The 18,073-nt window shown below is 60.9% G+C and carries 21 protein-coding genes; 14 read left to right on the top strand and 7 right to left on the bottom strand.

Features of this window, described 5'->3' with window-relative positions:
- The 3 genes from QTI45_RS35400 to QTI45_RS31230 all read left to right on the top strand — a co-directional run.
- Positions 1-81, top strand: an 81-nt coding sequence (locus QTI45_RS35400; protein ID WP_353621352.1) for an IS3 family transposase, incomplete at its 5' end; no start/stop codon positions are given.
- Between the two features lie 430 nt (positions 82-511).
- Positions 512-1,588: a hypothetical protein gene (locus tag QTI45_RS31235; RefSeq protein WP_286657118.1), complete on the top strand. Its 1,077-nt coding sequence runs from the start codon at positions 512-514 to the stop codon at positions 1,586-1,588.
- A 68-nt stretch (positions 1,589-1,656) separates the two neighbouring features.
- Positions 1,657-1,827, top strand: coding sequence for a hypothetical protein (locus QTI45_RS31230; RefSeq protein ID WP_286657117.1), 171 nt, complete (start codon positions 1,657-1,659; stop codon positions 1,825-1,827).
- Between the two features lie 214 nt (positions 1,828-2,041).
- Here the strand turns inward: QTI45_RS31230 and QTI45_RS31225 are convergent, their stop codons facing one another.
- Positions 2,042-2,470 carry a serine/threonine protein kinase gene (locus QTI45_RS31225; protein ID WP_286373746.1) on the bottom strand — a complete coding sequence of 143 codons (429 nt, stop codon included), beginning with the start codon at positions 2,468-2,470 and terminating at the stop codon, positions 2,042-2,044.
- 1,794 nt (positions 2,471-4,264) lie between these two features.
- Here QTI45_RS31225 and QTI45_RS31220 point away from each other — a divergent pair.
- A complete protein-coding gene (locus QTI45_RS31220) occupies positions 4,265-5,281 on the top strand; it encodes a DUF4238 domain-containing protein (RefSeq protein WP_286657116.1) in 1,017 nt (338 codons plus the stop codon).
- A 17-nt stretch (positions 5,282-5,298) separates the two neighbouring features.
- Here the strand turns inward: QTI45_RS31220 and QTI45_RS31215 are convergent, their stop codons facing one another.
- Positions 5,299-5,700, bottom strand: coding sequence for a hypothetical protein (locus tag QTI45_RS31215; protein WP_286657115.1), 402 nt, complete (start codon positions 5,698-5,700; stop codon positions 5,299-5,301).
- Between QTI45_RS31215 and QTI45_RS31210 the strand changes: the two genes are divergently transcribed.
- The 7 genes from QTI45_RS31210 (at position 5,693) to QTI45_RS31180 (ending at position 10,533) form a co-directional block, all read left to right on the top strand.
- Positions 5,693-6,064, top strand: a complete 372-nt coding sequence (locus tag QTI45_RS31210; RefSeq protein WP_286657114.1) for a hypothetical protein — start codon at positions 5,693-5,695, stop codon at positions 6,062-6,064. The two genes, QTI45_RS31215 and QTI45_RS31210, sit on opposite strands and share 8 nt — an antisense overlap.
- A 41-nt stretch (positions 6,065-6,105) precedes the next feature.
- The gene (locus QTI45_RS31205; protein ID WP_286657113.1) at positions 6,106-6,438 is read left to right on the top strand and encodes a helix-turn-helix domain-containing protein; all 333 of its coding nucleotides are present in this window, start codon (positions 6,106-6,108) and stop codon (positions 6,436-6,438) included.
- A 31-nt stretch (positions 6,439-6,469) separates the two neighbouring features.
- Positions 6,470-7,783: a type II toxin-antitoxin system HipA family toxin gene (locus tag QTI45_RS31200; protein ID WP_286657112.1), complete on the top strand. Its 1,314-nt coding sequence runs from the start codon at positions 6,470-6,472 to the stop codon at positions 7,781-7,783.
- A gap of 113 nt (positions 7,784-7,896) precedes the next feature.
- Positions 7,897-8,364 (top strand): hypothetical protein, encoded by a 468-nt coding sequence (locus tag QTI45_RS31195; protein WP_286657111.1) that lies wholly within the window; start codon positions 7,897-7,899, stop codon positions 8,362-8,364.
- A 370-nt stretch (positions 8,365-8,734) separates the two neighbouring features.
- Positions 8,735-9,643 carry a hypothetical protein gene (locus QTI45_RS31190; RefSeq protein ID WP_286657110.1) on the top strand — a complete coding sequence of 303 codons (909 nt, stop codon included), beginning with the start codon at positions 8,735-8,737 and terminating at the stop codon, positions 9,641-9,643.
- A gap of 375 nt (positions 9,644-10,018) precedes the next feature.
- Positions 10,019-10,198, top strand: a complete 180-nt coding sequence (locus QTI45_RS31185; RefSeq protein WP_286657109.1) for a hypothetical protein — start codon at positions 10,019-10,021, stop codon at positions 10,196-10,198.
- On the top strand, positions 10,195-10,533 hold the full coding sequence (locus QTI45_RS31180; protein WP_286657108.1) for a hypothetical protein: 339 nt from the start codon (positions 10,195-10,197) through the stop codon (positions 10,531-10,533). The genes QTI45_RS31185 and QTI45_RS31180 overlap by 4 nt, the downstream gene beginning before the upstream one ends.
- An 80-nt stretch (positions 10,534-10,613) precedes the next feature.
- Here the strand turns inward: QTI45_RS31180 and QTI45_RS31175 are convergent, their stop codons facing one another.
- From QTI45_RS31175 to QTI45_RS31165, 3 genes are all read right to left on the bottom strand, one after another.
- On the bottom strand, positions 10,614-10,850 hold the full coding sequence (locus tag QTI45_RS31175; protein ID WP_286657107.1) for a hypothetical protein: 237 nt from the start codon (positions 10,848-10,850) through the stop codon (positions 10,614-10,616).
- 124 nt (positions 10,851-10,974) lie between these two features.
- Positions 10,975-11,328, bottom strand: a complete 354-nt coding sequence (locus tag QTI45_RS31170; RefSeq protein ID WP_286657106.1) for a hypothetical protein — start codon at positions 11,326-11,328, stop codon at positions 10,975-10,977.
- A gap of 312 nt (positions 11,329-11,640) precedes the next feature.
- Positions 11,641-11,856 carry a hypothetical protein gene (locus QTI45_RS31165; RefSeq protein ID WP_286657105.1) on the bottom strand — a complete coding sequence of 72 codons (216 nt, stop codon included), beginning with the start codon at positions 11,854-11,856 and terminating at the stop codon, positions 11,641-11,643.
- Between the two features lie 66 nt (positions 11,857-11,922).
- On the opposite strand from QTI45_RS31165, the gene QTI45_RS35545 reads away from it, so the two are divergent.
- Both QTI45_RS35545 and QTI45_RS31150 read left to right on the top strand, forming a co-directional pair.
- Entirely contained in the window at positions 11,923-12,291 is a 369-nt protein-coding gene (locus tag QTI45_RS35545) for an IS3 family transposase (protein ID WP_444813332.1), read from the top strand.
- A 316-nt stretch (positions 12,292-12,607) separates the two neighbouring features.
- On the top strand, positions 12,608-14,218 hold the full coding sequence (locus QTI45_RS31150; RefSeq protein WP_286657104.1) for a T6SS phospholipase effector Tle1-like catalytic domain-containing protein: 1,611 nt from the start codon (positions 12,608-12,610) through the stop codon (positions 14,216-14,218).
- Positions 14,219-14,325: 107 nt separating this feature from the next.
- On the opposite strand, the gene QTI45_RS31145 is transcribed toward QTI45_RS31150, so the two are convergent.
- Positions 14,326-15,588, bottom strand: a complete 1,263-nt coding sequence (locus QTI45_RS31145; protein ID WP_286657103.1) for a hypothetical protein — start codon at positions 15,586-15,588, stop codon at positions 14,326-14,328.
- 383 nt (positions 15,589-15,971) lie between these two features.
- Between QTI45_RS31145 and QTI45_RS31140 the strand changes: the two genes are divergently transcribed.
- Entirely contained in the window at positions 15,972-16,580 is a 609-nt protein-coding gene (locus QTI45_RS31140; RefSeq protein WP_286657102.1) for a DUF4158 domain-containing protein, read from the top strand.
- 376 nt (positions 16,581-16,956) lie between these two features.
- Here QTI45_RS31140 and QTI45_RS31135 read toward each other — a convergent pair whose 3' ends face one another.
- Entirely contained in the window at positions 16,957-17,781 is an 825-nt protein-coding gene (locus tag QTI45_RS31135) for a glycerophosphodiester phosphodiesterase (RefSeq protein ID WP_286657101.1), read from the bottom strand.
- Positions 17,782-18,073: the final 292 nt, after the last annotated feature.

Genomic DNA, 18,073 nt, shown 5'->3' with positions numbered 1-18,073 from the left:
TACAACGAAAAGCGGATCAAGATCTCCCTTGGCTCGCTCAGCCCCGTCGAATACCGGGGGAGCCTTGGACTTGCGGCATAAAACCAGTCCAAGTTTTTATCCGCACCCCCGTTAGTGGGTCATTTCTGGATGGAAATCAACACAGAAAGATGCCCGCTTGCCCAAAGCGCCTTTGCTGGCGCGGGTCTGGGCACGTCGGCACACCGTCGGTAGCGCTTCCCCAGGGTGGCCAACGACGGCGATGTACTGTCCGACAGCCTGAATTGGTCGGTCATGCCCACGTATTTCTATCGCTTCGTCGGTCTGGAAGCCCTGCCGGGTCGTCTAACTGATTTCGACAGCCGTTCTTCCAGTTCCGTACCGGCGACTTCGAAGCGATTCGCCAGCGGGGTCCGGGGTGTGAATTCGGTGTGTTCCCCGCAGACTTCGATGGGGTTTTCCGCCAACACAAAGTTTGGTCACGCTGGGTTAGCTTAGTAACATCGAAGCATCGAAACATTGGAAGACAGAGATGAGTCTCTCGGACAGCATTGCGTTCAACATGACGAACGCCCTCGATGCAGGCATGAGCGCCTTTGCCGACCGGATGGACCGGATCCGCGACCAGCGCGAGGCGCGCGAGCGGGCCATCTATGAAAGTGCCAACGAGATGGCTGCCCTCTTCACCGCCAGGCGCAAGGAGGCCGCGGGCCACGAGGACTGGATCGAGCATGCGCGCCGAGTGCGCACCAACGTCATGCGCAAGCAGTTCGAGGCCCACCGCGAGGAGTACGCGTTGCGCACGGCGCGCGAGGATGCGGCTGACACTTTTGCGATGCGCTCGGCGCTCGTGCAGGAGTTGCGAGACAGCCTGGACTTCTACACCGCCACCTGCGACGGACTGGCCGAGATGTTCGCGGAACTGGAGCGGGAGCTGATCGAGCGTGACATGCACTGCGATCCGGAGTGGGTCGCCGCGGCCATGACCGAGATTGCCGATGCCTTTGTTGCAATGCCCTGGGTCAATGCACCGTATCCGCGGGCCCAGCCGAGACGCCTCGCGCCGCACGCGTTCTCCGCGTGGCCGGATGAGGAGTTTCCGCGGCAGCCCACCTACGTGCCAGTCGTCGCGAAAGAAGGCATGCTGGTGTCCAAATACAACCATCAGTTGGCGATGTCCTATGCCAACTGGCTCGATGAGATGAAGCCGGTGAGGAACGCGCGCCTGAAGATCATGGAGGAAATCCAGGAGCTCGTGCGCGATCGGGAGGAACGCACCCACCACCTGAACCACCAGATCACGCTGGGCAAGGCGCAGGCGGAGTTCGACCAGGCCTATGCGCGCTACCTGGAAACGGTCATCGATGGCTTGCGCGAGAGCATCCGCACTCAGCAGGGCTGGGGGTTCGCCTGGTCTCAGCTGTATGAGTGGTTGTTGGATCAAGCCGCCAAGGTGCCCGGGATGGAAGGCTCCCAACACCTGGATGCGGCGGCGCGGGCGGTGCTGATGGACAAGCAGTTTCGACACGCATGGGCGAAGATCCTGGCTCACGAACCGCTGGTGGCGCCCACCAAGCATGCGGGGTTGGTGGAGATGCGCGCCGCCTGAGCGGGCGCAGGCGCTGCGACTAGCCCGGCCGCCGGGTGCGAGCGCTGCGGGCGGGGTGTACGGAGCTGGTGTTCAGGAAGCTGCCAAATTTGGAGTGCCCGGAAAGCCTGCTCGAAGTGCAGTTGAGCGCGGACAGTGCCGTTCTAAGTTGGGGCGAGGGTCCGGCCGCCCAGACAGCGGCGATCCCCCTCGACGAATACCAGCGTTACGTCGCCAAGGGCCTGAACGAGAAGGCCTGAACTCGCGCGGCCTAATAGCAACCGTCTCCTCCGTTTGGTTAATCGGCAAGGGGGTGGCCGCGAAATCGGATCGCCTGCCGGCGGGACGAAAAAAAGCCGCTCGTGCGCGGCGTGCCGCGCCGAGGGCAGAGAACTTCTCTACTTCTAGTCGGCGAAATCTAACTAATCCGAGGAGCGGGCATCTACCGCGGACCTTGGTCAAAGGCAACCGGCCTCACTGCGGCGTGCCGGTCTTGTCCTTCGGATTGGTCGGTACGTCCGGCCTTTCACCCTTCGCACCCAGTTGAGGCTTGAGCTCGTTCTTCGTGGGCTTCACCTCGGCTCGGGTCATGGCGCCGGTTTTCTCCGGCGCGTTGGGCTGGTTGTCGGTCATGGTCGAGGGCTCACCCTTAGGAACATCAGTGTTCGCCGGGCTCCGGTTCTCCGCTCGCGCTTCGGCTTTGACCGCTTCGCGTGAAGCGGGCGCGCTGCCGTCTGGCCGTTGAGTCGGGTTAGGCACGCCAGCTGGTGTCTTGGTGCTGGCTTGGCCGCCCTTGGCGGGATCGGGTGCAGCCGGTACAGAGGTAATTTGAGCAAGGCTCGCGGTGGTCAGAAATCCCGCCAGCGCTGTGGCGATGGTGATGGTGATGGAACTTGGCTTCATCGATGTCTCCTGGTTGAGAAGATTCGACTGTGGGCGTGGCGCGCCTCCTGTCCGTCGGGAAGCAGCGCCGGGGTCTGTAGGTGGCGGATCACGGCCGCTAATTTGTTTAGCGGACCGAGCGACCGATCGGCGCTTTAAAGGGCGCTGGGTGAGCACCAGGCCGACGCGGTGATCGGCCCGGCGACAAACACCTCGACCGGCGCCAGCTTGAGCAGCTGCTCCGCCTCCAAGAGTTTGCCCTCCCGAATGGTGGAAGTAGAGCGGCGCGCCTTTATGGCATTTGACGCGCTTTCCGTATTAAAAATTGCACCCAGTACGTCGCAGGAAGCGCCGTCGCGACCCTCTCGCGGCGGCGTCCTACCGAAATTGGTGACCCCCCGGCCGCCAAAGTTGGCATTCGGGGCGCGCGAACTTTCTGCACGTGCTGACGTTTGGCAATCTTCTTCACAAAGCAGATGTGAGCCTTGGTCTTGGCTCGCGCGTTGGATGAAGCAGGGGCGGATTTCGTCCTTTGCCTGGGGTATCAATGAGATCGCTCTGTCTTCATCGCAGTGTCCGCTTGGGCGCCATTGGCCGCGGCATCAGCTTTTGCGGCCCGAGCTCAGCGGTTCTTGGGGCCACTGCACGGGGCGCGGCTATCGAAAGAGGCGTTTTCCGCACTCGGGGGCCCACTTCTGTCCCGAGCCAATGCTCACGGCGCTTCGGCAGAGGATCTGCGACAGCGCGGGTCCTCGTCGAATACATACTCGCCGCGACGCGCCGCCCTGCGTTGTCGGTCGGAGGTCGTAAGCGAACAAGCTCCAAAGACACGTCGGCACCTATTGCCCGCCCCCTAGGTTGAGTCTGAGATGGCACGGCACGAAATCGTTGAGCTCATGTCCCGACTGGCACGTGAAGGGCGCGCGCTCCCATTCAGCGACGCGATTTCATGCCTGGCCGAGTTAATAGTCAGGCTTCAACCAACGCTCGACAGCGCAGACTACGACACGCTGCTTCTTGTTGGCGCGTCCGTTTGGCGATGTATACCATTTGAGCAGGGGCGCCACGGAGCAGGCCTTGGGTCGGGCGGTACGGGATAGGACACCAACAGAAGCGGAGCATCGCGAAGATCTCCTCGACGAGATAGGTACCCGGGGTCCACGCTTGTAGGAACTCAGCGAAGATTTCAGTAGCCCCGAGGGGAGCCGCTCCAAGCAAGATGCTACTTTTCAGTGGTTTCGCGCAGGCAAGATTTTAGTTTCCTACATAAGGTCGTCGGCCCGGTCAACGTAGGCGCAGGGTTGAGGTCGCCCTACGGTCAAACCGGCTGTGGACAAACGCTATTTGGCCATGCTCCCTTCTTGAAGCGCTTTTAATCCGTTGGTCACAAGTTCGAATCTTGTACGTCCTACTAGAAACCCAGTGACAGCTATAGAAAGCCTGCTACAAAAAACGTAGCGGGCCTTTTACTTCTGCCGACATATCCACTCCGTCTCCACTTTTTCAACGAATGCCCGCAGGGGAGCGGCGGAAAACTTCTCTGCCGACGGTGCTGATCCTGCCCGATGGACGGCCTAAGATCGCGATGCGCGCCGGTCGTGACCAGCGTTTGCACTACCTGCGGGTAAGCCGAAGATCAGGACAACAGCGCACCGCGGCATGCGTTCGGCTGTTAGGCAGCAGGCGGCACCTCGGGTGCCGTTTGTCTTTCCCCGGTCCTTTTTGGCTGGCGCAACGGCCATTTCTTCACGAACCCCCGGGTTGCTGGTCGCTTGCCTGGGGCGCGCACCTGGGTGCGCCGCTAACAATCGGGCGATGGACGACCAGAACGACATCGACCCGGGCCTTCTTCCCTTCGACGCCTTTGAGAGGGCAACGGAGCCCGCTCCAGTGCTGAAGGGGCCAAAGCGCCAGCACTACCTTCCAAGGTTCTATCTGGAGGGGTTCGCCGACGACGACGGGCTGGTCGCGCTTTTCGATCAGAAGGAAAACGAAGTTCGCCTGCAGCAGCCCGTGAACACCGCCGTCATCGGGCACTTCTACACGATGGAAGATGAACAGGGCAGGCAGCGCTTCGAAATTGAAGAAATGCTTTCGAAGGTCGAAGGCGCAGCAAAGCCAGTCATTGACAAGCTGACCGCTCGCGAATCGATCACTGATCAGGAACGCGCTGATCTTGCGGCATTCGTCGCCCTTGCTGCCATGCGCACCCCCGCCCGCGTCGACAACATCCAGAAGATGATGGGCGACGCGATGCGGCAGGTGAACAAGGTCATGTTTTCCAACACGCGGCAGGTCAAGACCCAGCTGCAACGGCACCCTGAATATCAGAACCTGGGCGACGACGAGATGAACAAGCAGGCCAAAGATTTGGTGGCCTTTGTGCAAGGCGGCGAGTACGAAATCGAAACCAATGAAAAGTGGGCCCTCCAGACCAGCATCCAGACGGCGATGGAGATGATGCCAATGTTCGCGGCGCGCGACTGGATCGTCGAGCATTGCGCCAATCCGAAGAAATCATTCGTGACCGCAGACGCGCCGGTCCTCCTTCAAGGTACAGGCCCACAGGACAGCGGCTTCTTGCGGGGCGTCGGCTTCGGAAGCGCGAATGCGTTGATAGCGTTTCCCCTCAACGCATCCGCTGTGCTGCTACTTCTCGGTAACGGTGGTTCCCTGCAATACGTCAATGTGGACCAGGAACGCGTCCGCACAGTCAACTTGGCGATCGCCTCGCGATGCTTTCGCTTCGTCGTCGGCAGGCACGCTCGACTTGTTGATTCGCTCGCCAAAGATTTAAATCTTGCGAAACGAGACGCTGGCCGGAACGATTGAAAAAGCGGGTCGGCCCTTCAGCGAAGGTGGATCACGGTCGCCCCGTCGCGCTGGGTGCATTGCCAAACCTTCCGGTCGGGATCCTGCGTCACGACGGGGACCGGGACGAAACTGGTGTTCGCGGCGCTGCCCGTCATCTTGGGCACGAAAGTCATTTCGATGTTGATGTCCCCGCGCTGACTGGCGACGACGTGGCAATCGTTCTCGGCGACGTAGGCCTTCCACAGCCGGCGGTTCTCCAGGCCCTTCGCGATCGCCCAGACGCACATGACGACGGTGACCAACACGAACGCGCCCGCGATGACGAAAGGTCCGTAGCGGTCGAATTTGGAATCCGGTGGGCCCATGCCCGGATGGTAGCGGCGGATGCGACCCGCCCACCGGGAAGCTGGTGTCAAATTCGGAGCCATGATGGACATCATCGAACCTACGGAGGCGAACACGACGAATGCATGGCGCTACAGCGAGGGCATGCCGGTGGATCGCAAGGCATGGCTGGCGGCACCCGGCTCGTTCGCTGGGATGGCGGCCGCGGCGGTGGCGGCGGCAAGTGCGCCGCACCTTCGGGCAAAACCCGGGCGCGAAGGCCCATGCGTGGGGCATTGGCAGCCGATTTTTTCGTTCACGGTGCCCCGCGTCGTCGGTGATGCTCTGTTCAACGGGCCATACGGGTTGAGGGCGCAGTACTGGCGCAGCCCGGCTTGCGGACTAGCTGCCAACGCAGCGTTGGTGCAGTTGCTGGTCGCGTCGGGGCGTCACAATAGGGCGCATTCAGGTGCATGAGTACCTTGTATGGCACGCATAAAACCTCGATAATGCTTTCTATGGCAAGCATCGAGAACCCAATCCCCGACGCCGTCGTCGACCGCATCCAGCGACTCGGCCGGCGTATTCGCGACGCCCGAACGCGTCGACGGCTGCGCCGCGAAGACTTCGCGCAGCGTGCAGGTGTTTCTCGCTCGACGATGGAAGCGATCGAACGGGGCGAGGTCAGCACAGGTATCGGCGCATACGTCAAGGCGCTGTGGGCGCTCGGCCTCGACCAAGAGCTCGATCTCCTCGCTGACCCTGGCCTAGATCGCGACGGCTTGGCACTGGAGCTCTCGGCGCAGACCAAGCGGGTGCGAGTGCGAACAAAGGTCGACAATGACTTCTAGTCGAGACCAGCCCCCGCCGAATCAGGCATACGTGTGGGTGTATCTCCCGGGTGACGTGCATCCGACGCTGTGCGGGCGATTCAACAACGACAGGACAGCCGCAGGCGGCGTCGGCAAGTTTGTCTACGCCAAATCCTATCTGAGCCAGTCCCACGCACGTTCGATCGATCCGGTGCTGCTTCCGCTTCGGGACGGCGAGCATTCGACGACTGCGCAGCTGGGATTTTTCGGCGTCTTCGTCGACGCATCGCCCGACGATTGGGGCCGCGGGGTGATCGACCTGATGTACGGCAAACCGGACTCGCCAGTCGGCTACCTGCTGCGCAGCCAGGGCGACAGGGTCGGGAACCTCGATTTCAGCGAAGCGCCAGATGTGCCGCCAGTGCAGCGAGGCCTTCCGGGGCGCGACGTGCTGAAGGCCGCGGTCGGTGTGCTCGCCGGGATCGAAAGGGGCCGCAAGGAGGACCCATCGCTCGAGAACTGGGTCCGACCGAACACGGCGATGGGGGGGGCCCGGCCAAAGCTGACGATCGCGGACGAGGCCTTCCAGTGGCTGGCGAAGTTTCCATCTCGCCACGACGACCCGGAGGTTTCGGTGGCGCGGCTCGAGCACGCCCTGCACGCACTCGCTCGGCACTGCGGGATTGAGACCGTGGATTCGGAGCTCATCATGGTCGACGGCGCCGACTTGCTTCTCGTGAAGCGATTCGACCGGACGGCCGTCAAAAAAGAGGATGGCTTGACGGCGTGGAGCCGCGACGGATTCGTGAGCGCCCGCACGGTCCTTAGGTCCTCAGGTGTCAACGAGAACTCCTACACCGGCAGCTATCCCGGCCTGGCGCGCGATCTGACGCGTTGGAGTGCCAAGCCAGTTGCGGACAAACGCGAGCTGTTCAGCCGTATGGTGTTCAACTGCGTCGTGTCAAACACGGACGACCACGACCGCAACCACGGTTTCGTCGCCGACGAGATGGGAGAAGGCTTCCGGTTGTCGGGCGCGTACGACATGGTTCCTCGGATCCCGACAACGCAGCGGCGTGTCCAGGCCATGCGTGTAGGCGACGACGCGCAACCGACGCGCGACAACATCCTCAGCGAATGCGAAAGCTTCGACCTTTCAAAGGCCCAAGCAGGAGAAATTCACGACAGCATCCAGGCCACCGTGCGACAGAACTGGCGAGAGTGCTTCGACCACAGCGGGCTGAGTGAGGCGGCCATGGAGAAGTTCGCCAGTTGCTTTCCACCGTCCCTCAAGCAGGTCCTCAGCCAGGCGGTTCGAACTGGCCTGGCGGATGTTGAAGGGGGCGACAGTGGCTCACAAGAAGGACGCCCGGGGGGCGGGTGAGTCTCTGAGCGTGCACCGATAGGCGAATCGTGAATTTCTGCGCGCCTGCCCTTACGGGAACGAACTTCGGCATGCCAGACTTCTCGTATCAACAACTCTCAGAATCTTGATCGATGAGCTCGAAGTCCCTCGCGTTGGTTGCCCTGTCCTCCCTCTGTTTTGCTGGCTGCGCGGTCCAACCCCGCGCCGCGGCCCCTGCACCCGCCGCGCCGGTAGCAACGCCTGCCCCTGCTCCCGCTCCCGCACCGGCACCCACAAAGGCAGAGGTTTCGAAGAATGGTCGCCAGAAGGCGGCCGCGGCGACGGATGCGCTGGACTACGCGGCGGTAAAACGAGCTTCGAGAAAGGGCTACGACGGCATGACCGCGATCCACAAGAGGACGGTCAAGTTGGATGCGAAGAACATGGACAAAAACGGCTACTTCACCATGAAGCGCTCCGACAACATCTTCTTCAACTGCGAGTCGCGCGCGCCTGGTTTCAAGCCTGGCCCGATGACCGGCACGATCAGCACCTCTGAGTTTTTTGATGATGGCTCCAAGGCCCACTCCATCGGACTTGCGAACTGCGCACCCGCTTGATCGGATGGCGAGGCAGCGCGTCGATATCGACGAAGAGATCGCGCGGCATCCGTAGCCGCCCTTGATCGAGTAGATCGAAGTCACGTTGGTCTCGCGGGGCCACTCTACGTCCTGCAGTGCCATCTCGAGAAAGGACTCCATGGCGGCCTTGTCGCGGAAGATGCCGACCTCGATCAGCTCGCGCTGCTGATTTATCTCGCCTGCGAACTGTCGCTTGGCGCCGTTCCATTCAAGCACCCCCAGGCTCGCCTTGCCGCGCCGCCCTGCTCTCGAGGTGCCGCCTATGCCAAAAGAAGTGGATGACAGGGGCGGTCATTGACCTCAGACTGCGGGCTCAAGAACAAGCGTCGCGCACGCCGAGGAGACGGATATGAGCGATTGGGGCAGACTCGAATCCCTCATGATCGGACTCCGAACGGAGATCGCGAAGTCCTCTGACCCACGGGTGTTGGCGCTCGACCAGCACGCCGCGAAGGTCGCTCAAGACGTGGTCACGGCAAAAAATGCTGGGAACGATGCCGCTTTCGATCAGTTCGACGTCGCAGTGAGGAATCTGTGGGCGGACGTGCAGCGGCCGGTGGGCAGTGTGGCGAAAGAGTCCAAGTTGGGAATGATGGGTGGCATGGCGGGCGTCGCCGCCGTGATTATTGGCACCACCCTGTTGCTCTGGACGTTCGTCAGCAGATCCTCAGGGGGCTCCCTCCTAAACATCGACGGCGTGCGGCCCATCATCACGTTTGCAGCGATCATTTCCACAGTGGGCTTCGGAGGCAGCCTGGTGTTTGCAGCGCTGTTCGCAAGCGATGCGAACTTCGAGACCCGCTTCCGGACGGCGCGTGAGATTTTCTTGGTTTTCTCCAGCGTGTTTGCAACCGTGGTCGGGTTCCACTTTGCCGGCGGGACAGGTGTTCCGCCTCCGACGCCCGTTCCACTCACCGTCACCGAGATGAAGGACGTGGGCGGGACGATCTACCTATCCATCAATGGGGGAACGCCGCCGTACACGGTCGAAGCAGACTTCGAAGGCGTCAAGGTGGACCCCGTGACTGGATCTTCCCCTCTCGCCTTGAATATGAGCAAGGTCACCGCCTACGGAACCGTGCTGACCCCAAAAAGCCAGATCACGGTAACGGATAGTGCGAAGGGTGTACGTAAGCTGCCCATGAAAGGCATCAAGCTCGACAAAGATACGGATTTGCCCGTTCCCACACCCGCCCCGGCGGCGCCAGCGCCGGCTGCGGCCCCGCCCAATCCACCTCTAGGTCAAGCAGGGAAATAGCCCGGGTCTTAGAAAAGCCTGTCCGCGGCGCCGCGGGCAGCGCCGCTCGCCATTGTGGCGCGTGGGTCTCGCGAGAACTCGTCCGCTTCACATGCGCGGCCGCTCGGTGGGCACTGGTTGGCGTCTCGGCTGCTCTCGATTGGCTCGACAAGGCGTTCGAGGAGCGCTCCAATTGGCTCGTGTGGCTGCGCCTGGACCCGCGCTGGAAAACGCTTCGCGAGGATGACAGGTTCACCGCCATGGTCGAGCGGTTGAAGTTTCCACCATGAAGCGCGACAAGTTGCCAGGCCAAAGATCAAACCCCTGCTTGAACACCGAGGACTCGCGGGAGACTTCTCTCGGCGGCGACCAAGTTTCCAGTTGGAGGGATCGGGCATGAACGACCGTCGGACTTTCATGATTGGCGTGACCGTCGCAGCGATGCTGTTCAACCGCGGCGCGGGTGCCCAGGCAAAAAAGGCTTCGGGCGTTGGCACCGAGGGTGATTTGCGCAACGCCATCGTGCAGTTCGAGAAGCCTGGAACCAGCACGACGTCGATGCCTGGCTGGCCTTGATGACCGAGGACGTCTGGTTCACGCAGACGCTCGACTACTACGAGCGCATGAAGGGCAAGAAGGCGGTAAAAACGACCTTCGAGTACGACGTCAAGAATACAGACCTCAAATGGGACGTGCAGCGCGACCGCATGATGCCCGACGGAACAGCCAGCGTCGTGTTGCGCCAAGTCGGTTTGATTCCGCCCAAGACCGATGGCAAGTACAAGCGCGAAGACGTGAGCGAGCCGAGCTTTAGTCGCTGGCGTCTCGAGGGCGGCAAGTGGAAGCTATTCTTCTTCACATCGAACAGGGGGTGGGCTCTGGATGAAATGAAGAAGGACGGACTGAACTAGGAACAGGGCAGCGACGCGCCATGCCCAGTCACAGTCGCCTTCTGTAGAACACGCGCTCGTAGCCACTCTGGGCTCGGCGGTCATACTCGACATAGCCAATCATCGGATAATGGAGCTGGTTCTCGGTCATCCTGGAATTCGTGCAGAGATAAACAGACTCCCGCCTTGACGACCGCCATGGCGACGTTGTTCGTCGCCGCGCCGTTCATGAGAATTCCAATCCGGGGCGTGCTGCTCGGTTGCTGGGCACGGGAAGCTCCGAGGAAGAGCCCCGCAAGAGCCAAGAAACCCGCACGAGCAATGCTCTGAAGGTCCATGCTTACCTCCTGTGCGCGTTCAGATCTAGTGCCCTGAAGCTCGCCGCTGGTCGACGGCCGCGCCGGAGAGTGGACTCCAAACCTCCAGTGAACACAAGCTGCGGTCCGCCGAGACAGATTCGATTCACCACAGACTGGTTCGCTTCGAGCCGTACCTCTCGTTGGAGATCATCACGGCCGACCACAACACGCCGCGCGCCAGCGCTACATCGTAGGCATGTCTCGGCACCCTTGTGGTGTTGACCCAGTGCTGGTGCTGATCAACATTCAGGTAGTCAATGTGCAGGGAACTGGCAGCAAGACAGAAGCTGGATCTCTCGTAGCTGATGCCCTTGTCGCGCACGTCGACCAGACACCTTTCAGCCACGTCTGAGAACCGCGCGGCTGCATTGCGCGCTGCTGATGGGCTGATGCTGGTCAGCGAGATGAATGGATCTTTCTTGCTTCCGACTATCGAGAGCATGTCGTCATCACGCATCCACTCCCAGATCGTCTCGCCAGGCGGGAACGACTTTGTACTGTTCGCGGCGCCGTACCTCCGCGCCGCCGCGGACGCCGCTTTCTCAGGATGGCAAATTTCCCATCTTCATCAGAAGGGGAAAATCTCACAAGACTGCTGGAGTTGGAAGGCGCCCGCAACAAGAATTCGACGGCAAGCGGTGAGAGCTTTGGGATCGTTTTGGCTAGGTCGGCCTCACCGAGGCTAATAGCAGAGCTCACCAAACGGCTCGAAAAACTTACCTCGCCAACCTTGACCTCGTCGGCGGTACAAAGCTTGACTGCAATGGCGTCAAGCAGGCTGTAGATAGGGGCAAAAAAACAGCACGAGAGCCGCAATGCCGAATGCGGGCCAACTGGCAGCCAGTGCTTTGAAGACATCCATGCCTCGCTGTTTTTCGACGGGCGGTCTACGAGCGTTGGTAGCGTCTTCGATCTTGGATAGCCGCCGGCTGAGGTCAGTCATCGCCGCCGCCACCACGCCGGAATCTCGCTCTCTGCCAAACATGTCAGGCTCCGAGTGGTTGCGCAAGCAGCATTGTTGGTCACGTTTGAGAAACTCGCGACCATCGGGATGGGGTTGCACGATGGCGTCGATATGGCATACAGCCGCCCCCGACGCCAAGTGGTCGATGCCACGTACGTGAAGACGCGCGAGGCCGGGCGCATTGTGAGCGTGGCGGTGATAGTGGCGGTCGGCGTGAACACCGACGGCCAGCGTGAAGTGCTGGGTTTGAAGGTCGGGGCCTCGGAAGCCGAGCCCTTCTTCGGGCGCCTGAAGAAAGAGCTGTTCTACCCTCGACAGTGGCGCTCCAGAACCATCGAGCAGTTCGTGCAGGCCCTCGACTCCTACATCCGCTGGTACAACGAAAAGCGGATCAATATCTCCCTTGGCTCGCGCAGTCCACTCGAATACCGTGCGAGCCTCGGACTTGCGGCATAACCCAGACCAAGAATTCCGCCGCGCCCCCGGTGGGTCAAAGTTCAACCGGCGCGAACACCTGGCCGGCGCATTGGAAGCGCCTGCCACCCGGGCCGCCTTTCGTACTGAGCTCGCCAGTCTTCAAACCGATCTGTGTCACTACGCAGGCTCCTGTCGCAGATGGCGGGGGTAGAAGATTTGACATCCCTTGACCTTCCCAAGGAATTCCCAGGCGGCAAGAACAATCCTCTTGCCAAGCGTCCGAGTCTGATGCGATGCTCGCGCGGCGCCGCGCGGTCGCTCCGCGCGCGAAGTAAATGTACAAGAGGGGTCTCAGATGTCGGAATCCGAACTGGAGGGACGGTCGCGCGAGGAGATTGTGTTGGAGGAGAGTCGCCGCGCAGAAGTATTGGCGCAGTGCAAGGAGGCGAAAGCGGCTTGGGACGCGAAGCCGGGGCGGAACCTCGTTCTCTTCTTTGACGGCACCGGAAACATCCTCGGCAACAGCGCGGACACCAATGTCGTCAAGCTGATGCACATGTTGGTCAAGCGACGACCGTACGTACATGCACAAGAGCAGATCGTCTACTACGACCCAGGGGTTGGAACAACCAATGAGTTTCCACCCGCGGGATTCTTCGCGCGAACCAGGAGCCTATGGCAACTCGTGAAAGGGCTTGCTCTGGGGCAAGGTGCCTTCGAGAACATTGCGGAGGGATACGAATTCCTGTGCCGCACGTATGCGCCCGGCGATCGGATCTGGCTCTTCGGCTTTTCTCGAGGGGCCTTTACGGCACGTGCGGTTGGCGGAATGGTCAATATGTATGGGCTTGTCTATCCCTCAGGCCTGTCCATCGTGCGTACCCTGGTGCGAACCTATTTCGCGAATACCAGTCCTGAACGCAACAAGTTTGCCAGTGACGTGATCGAGCATTTCTCTCTCGGCCGGACGCCACTCATCCACTTTTCCGGGATGTGGGATACGGTCGAAGCCATCGGCCTCACGAGTGGGGTCGCCATCACGAACTCCACGAGTTTGACCTACAAGCGATTCGCTCACATACGTCATGCTCTGGCGCTCCACGAGACCCGTCACATGTACCGGGCCCGCGAGTACGCCGAGCCGCAATTCACGACGGATGAGAAGACCGTGCGATCGTTCAAGCAGATTTGGTTCAGAGGCGTTCACAGTGACATTGGTGGATCGTACAGGGAGTCCGGACTTTCGAACATCACCTTGAACTGGATGGTCAACGAGGCGAGATTCTGTGGCTTGGAAATCAATGATGTCTCCGTGGCGCCCGAAGATCCCAACCAGCGCATGCATGATCAGACGCTGGATAGCCCGTATTGGGTGCTCTCCGGGCTGAATACGCGCGATCGCTCGAAGGTGGGAGCCGACATCCATGCCTCAGCCAGTCCAGTCCAGGACGCCCGGCCGGCGCGCCGTTCCGCCGAGGCGTGGTTTGTCCCGACTCTCGGCATTGAGCTCTACCTGATCGCGGCGATGCTTCTGGTGATCATCTGGAACCTCGACGGTGCGCGTGCAATTGATGTGGATTTCGCACTGATTGCCGTTTACGCGGTATGGCTCCCGATCCCCGCGGCATGGGCAATTCGCCGGTGGGGTACACATGCGATTCGCGGCGGCTACGCATTGCCTGGCATCGCTGGGAAGGTCCAACTCGCGCTTGTCGGAGCGCCGCTCGCAGATCTATGCGAAAACTTGGTGGCACTTCAGCAGCCCCAGGATGGCTGGCTGAGGTTTTGGCTGGCATTTTTCTCCACCGTCAAGTTCGAGTTCCTTGCCTGGACTGCGCTTGTAGTCGCTGCGGGCGCCTCTCGACAACTGCAGATTCGGATTGAAGCGATTGGGCGATGGTTTTCTTTGCGCGCCAACGCGAAGAATGAACGAAAGCACGGGCGGAGAGCGTCCATGCGCGGTTGAGGGAGCCTTTTGCTTCGGAATGGGTCGAGCTCCGACGGTCCTCGCAGTCCGCACGTCGAAGCGATGGCAGTCGGACCGTGCCCAGACGAGATCGCGAGCGTGCTAACTCAGGCCTCTGAAGAACGGGTCGATGAGGAGTCCGCGGCGCTGGAAGCTGGACCTTTGCCGTCGCTCGTCTTGTATGCGTTGGCCGCACGCATGAGAGGGCCGCATGCTAGTACGCCAGCGAACCCGACAGCCAATAGGAATGGCGAACTATTCAGCAACGGCAACAGTGCGTTGACTTGATCGAGGAACAATCGTTGAATTCCTGTTGCGGCGCCGAAAGCCGCTGCGGCCCACCCCACGACGTAGGGTGCACTGCTAGCGGTCAAGAGTTCACCCCTGGATTGGAGCCAAGCTGTCGAGAGAGCCAGTCCACCGAACGCACCCGCCAGAATGGTCAATAGGTCCGCAGTCGGCGGTGATCGCCTTCCCCACTCGGCCTCAAGATCTGTAATGACGCGGCTCAGGCTATAGGACCCAGCTTGGTGGCCGCGGTCGCCTTTCCATACATGCACGACGAGCTCCCCGGCGGCCGGAGCCTGAAGGTTGGAAAGCAATTCAGCTTTGAGTGCCTGATAAAAGTCATGCTTTGGTAGCGCGCCCACGCCGGTCCCAAGAGCTGGAATGATGATGGCGTCTGGGAGCCCCATCTTCGCCTCGCGCACCTCATCGAACGCTCGCTTCATTCCAGTCTTCACCGTCTCGCTAATGCACGCGAAGTACTTTTCCTGTTCGCCTTCTCGCGTCGCATCGTAGCAAGGGGCCTTGTCCGAGTAGCTCTTCCAAGTGACTACCGCGACGTTGACGATTCGGTTGATTCGAAAGTCACTTCGAAGCTTTTCGGTACAGCGATGCATCGAGGCATCACCTGCGGTCAGCTTGGAAAGCGTTGCTGCTTGGCGCTCGTTCATGCACCCCTGTATCACTAGTCCGCTCATGCCTCCAGAGACGTTTTGATCTTCGTCGACAGAGTTCAGGAGTACAGCATCAGACCATGGGGCGCTGCGCCAACCCTCAGCGGGAGATGCGATGCCATCTTCCCTGCTGAACGTGCCCTCCATTACCGAGACGGTGACTTCCTGCCCAGAAGGTGCTCGGAACTTGGTGATGGGTACCCGCTCACCTTTCTCGATGTCATGAATTCGCTTCTGCAACACCTCCGCCCGATTTTCGGCGCCGGCATGCTCGATCGCCATCACCCACCGTGACTGTGTGACTCGCCATGCAAGGAACCCGCTGAGCAGGCTTAGGCCGACCAAGAGCAACGGGGCAAGGCGTATCAGCGCGATGCCGGTTGGGGTTGAGATCATCGGCTTTTCTGACATTGACCCTCCGGGGCGACAGATAGTGGCAGCGCGCAACCAGAATTTCAGCAAATCGTACAGTCAACCTCGAGATACTCAAGTGAATCTCTCCCCTTGATGGGGTACGTTGTTCGCCTCCTACCGTGGATCCCGGCGCCGGATGGGGACGAAGTCCCAGCCGTTGACCGCCTACGCTTACTGTTCGACGAATCAACGCCTGCGCGTGGTGCCGTCAGGGATCCTGAAGGACACCACCGCGCAGGAGCGGATGGTGTTTGGTGGGGTGATCTCGGTTTTCGTGTATTTTGTGGCGCTTTGGTTTCGCAGCCCTGCCGGGAAGCGCAGAATTCCAGACCTTCGTCGCTGGCTACTCTGGCACGGAGCCAGAACCGCAAGAGACCCCCGTGTCCAGCTATTACCTGCGTTTCGTCGGCGCCGACCGGCTCCCCCGGACCCTGTCCGAGTTCGATGTCGCCCGATTCTTCAGTCTGCTGCCCGACGATGCAAAGGAGATCAGAGAGCGCTTCAGGGCGGACCGGCGACTTGGCGTCGCCATGCAGTTCGTGTTCCTGTGCGCCAGCGGCCGGCCGCTGGATCGGCACGGCGCAGCCATCGCGGGGGTCGAGCACTACAACAGCAAGCACCACCACCGCCTGTCGATGCTTACGGTGGATAACCACCGGCTACACGCACGCCGGGATGGCCGGAGCAAAGCTGCTGGGCTCCGATCTGTGCCCTCGGACGATCGCATCCGGATCTCCCTGCTCGCTGTCGACACGCACGGTCTCACGAGCGTCGCGATGGCCATTGCAAAACTCCAGCCAGGGGCGGTAATTGAGCGAATGAAGGCGCAAGAAATGGCATGGCAAGTCTCCTGCCAGGATACGAAATGCGCGGGAGCCGGCGATGCCGACCCCGAACGCAATGACAGTTTGTCGCAGGCCCGCGCCAGACCGGGGTGCCCTCTTCCTCCTATGCCCTGCGGTATTCTCTTGGGCAGGGAGGGCGCGTAAAACCTTCCACTCCCCGGCCGGATCGACCTCTTCCCCCGCCCTCCCCGCTCAGCCGCGTTTTCCCAGCAGCCTTTGAGGGGACCCGGTAGAGGTTGCTTAACATAATTGTGTTTGACCGATCGCTCCTACACGACCGTGGTCACGCGGCAGTGTTGCTACCCTGCGTGGCCTTCTGCCCGAGCCTGCCGCGATTGCATCCGTCCAGCCGAAAGGCGGCTACACGCCGAACAGTCGATCCGCCCCACCAGGACCCAACCGTATAAGGATTGGATGAATCTTCTGGCTGATCTACATCCAGCCAACCAAGGTTTAGCTCTCGGACGGTGTGGCCTGGGCATCTTGCGTCGGCCTTCAAGCACTGTCGTGACGTCAGAAGTCATTGACCCGAGCGATCGGTACATGCGGTGATGGCGTACTGATCGTCATCCGACAGGATGACCTTCACCTCGGCGATCCCGGACAAGAGTTTCAACGCTTTGGGGTCATTCACTGTGGACAGCAGGACAGCCACCTGGCCAAAAGTGGCAGCTGTGACCGGCGTGTATCGGGCGGCGTTCATCGAGATGGCGCCAGCCCCCGCAAATGCATACGCCAGCTTCATGAGGGCAGTGTTGAGCTTGTACACGGTTGCACTGTATTTCTGGTCGTTGGGACTCACCGCAAGGCTCGTGTAGACACCTTGCCTGGCCAACCAGTGCAAAGACAGAGGGTCGCTTGACTCCACCAGCGCCCGCTCGGCGAGTTGGTGGCGTTGAATGATGGTGGATAGTCGCTGTGCTGCCTTGTAGGCGGTCGGGGGCGAGAGCTTGCGAAGATCCTTGGCATCCAGCCAGAAAAATCCGCTAGCCGAGTACTGGGAGAGCACAGACTCCAACTTCAGCGGGTTGCCGTCGAATAGGGCGTAAGGACGATCGTGGGAGACCAAGAAGTCATTCAGTTCGCGGTCAAAGAGGATATCGAGTTCCACCCCGACCGCGCCGCGCTCGAACGCACCTTTCACACTCTGCAGACTGTTCTCGCGTCCAGTCTCGGCGTGCCCGCGGTGCGCCCAGACCTTGTGGCATGCCGAAAAGGGAAAGGCCGGTGCTTGCGCAATAGCACGCTGATAGAGAGTCTCGCTCAGCAGCAGCAAAGAAACGAACACGAGGAGTGGGACCAGCAGGAGCGCCCACCAGCGCCGCCTGGAAGTTGCAGCAATCATAGGTCGTCCGTCGGGTGGGTGTAGTGGGTCATGGGCGATTCGAGACTCTCGATTCCGTGCGAAAGTTCATTGAAGGCCGCAGCTTCGAGGCCGACGGATACCGCACCGCGGATGCCTACGCCGAACAGTGGCGGACGAGATTATCCAGCAGGGCTCATCGTGGCACCACGGGGACGTTCAACGCATTGACGTCAGCGCGAAGCGTTCACTTGGAACATCGGCGAGCGGACTGTCGTCGAACCGCTGCGCCTTACCCGGGAGACGACATCAGGACCAGAGCGCTGTCCGATCC

This window comes from Variovorax saccharolyticus (assembly GCF_030316765.1).
Taxonomy (GTDB): Bacteria; Pseudomonadota; Gammaproteobacteria; order Burkholderiales; family Burkholderiaceae_C; genus Variovorax; species Variovorax saccharolyticus.
This window is presented reverse-complemented; position numbering and strand designations above follow the sequence as displayed.

What these genes read in the sequence shown, in the direction of transcription:
- QTI45_RS31235 (WP_286657118.1), top strand. Translation starts at nt 512, where the DNA reads ATGAGTCTCTCGGACAGCATTGCGTTCAACATGACGAACGCCCTCGAT.
- QTI45_RS31225 (WP_286373746.1), bottom strand. Translation starts at nt 2,470, where the DNA reads ATGAAGCCAAGTTCCATCACCATCACCATCGCCACAGCGCTGGCGGGA.
- QTI45_RS31220 (WP_286657116.1), top strand. Translation starts at nt 4,265, where the DNA reads ATGGACGACCAGAACGACATCGACCCGGGCCTTCTTCCCTTCGACGCC.
- QTI45_RS31210 (WP_286657114.1), top strand. Translation starts at nt 5,693, where the DNA reads ATGGACATCATCGAACCTACGGAGGCGAACACGACGAATGCATGGCGC.
- QTI45_RS31215 (WP_286657115.1), bottom strand. Translation starts at nt 5,700, where the DNA reads ATGTCCATCATGGCTCCGAATTTGACACCAGCTTCCCGGTGGGCGGGT.
- QTI45_RS31205 (WP_286657113.1), top strand. Translation starts at nt 6,106, where the DNA reads ATGGCAAGCATCGAGAACCCAATCCCCGACGCCGTCGTCGACCGCATC.
- QTI45_RS31195 (WP_286657111.1), top strand. Translation starts at nt 7,897, where the DNA reads ATGAGCTCGAAGTCCCTCGCGTTGGTTGCCCTGTCCTCCCTCTGTTTT.
- QTI45_RS31190 (WP_286657110.1), top strand. Translation starts at nt 8,735, where the DNA reads ATGAGCGATTGGGGCAGACTCGAATCCCTCATGATCGGACTCCGAACG.
- QTI45_RS31185 (WP_286657109.1), top strand. Translation starts at nt 10,019, where the DNA reads ATGAACGACCGTCGGACTTTCATGATTGGCGTGACCGTCGCAGCGATG.
- QTI45_RS31175 (WP_286657107.1), bottom strand. Translation starts at nt 10,850, where the DNA reads ATGGACCTTCAGAGCATTGCTCGTGCGGGTTTCTTGGCTCTTGCGGGG.
- QTI45_RS31170 (WP_286657106.1), bottom strand. Translation starts at nt 11,328, where the DNA reads ATGCGTGATGACGACATGCTCTCGATAGTCGGAAGCAAGAAAGATCCA.
- QTI45_RS31165 (WP_286657105.1), bottom strand. Translation starts at nt 11,856, where the DNA reads ATGTTTGGCAGAGAGCGAGATTCCGGCGTGGTGGCGGCGGCGATGACT.
- QTI45_RS35545 (WP_444813332.1), top strand. Translation starts at nt 11,923, where the DNA reads ATGGGGTTGCACGATGGCGTCGATATGGCATACAGCCGCCCCCGACGC.
- QTI45_RS31150 (WP_286657104.1), top strand. Translation starts at nt 12,608, where the DNA reads ATGTCGGAATCCGAACTGGAGGGACGGTCGCGCGAGGAGATTGTGTTG.
- QTI45_RS31145 (WP_286657103.1), bottom strand. Translation starts at nt 15,588, where the DNA reads ATGTCAGAAAAGCCGATGATCTCAACCCCAACCGGCATCGCGCTGATA.
- QTI45_RS31135 (WP_286657101.1), bottom strand. Translation starts at nt 17,781, where the DNA reads ATGATTGCTGCAACTTCCAGGCGGCGCTGGTGGGCGCTCCTGCTGGTC.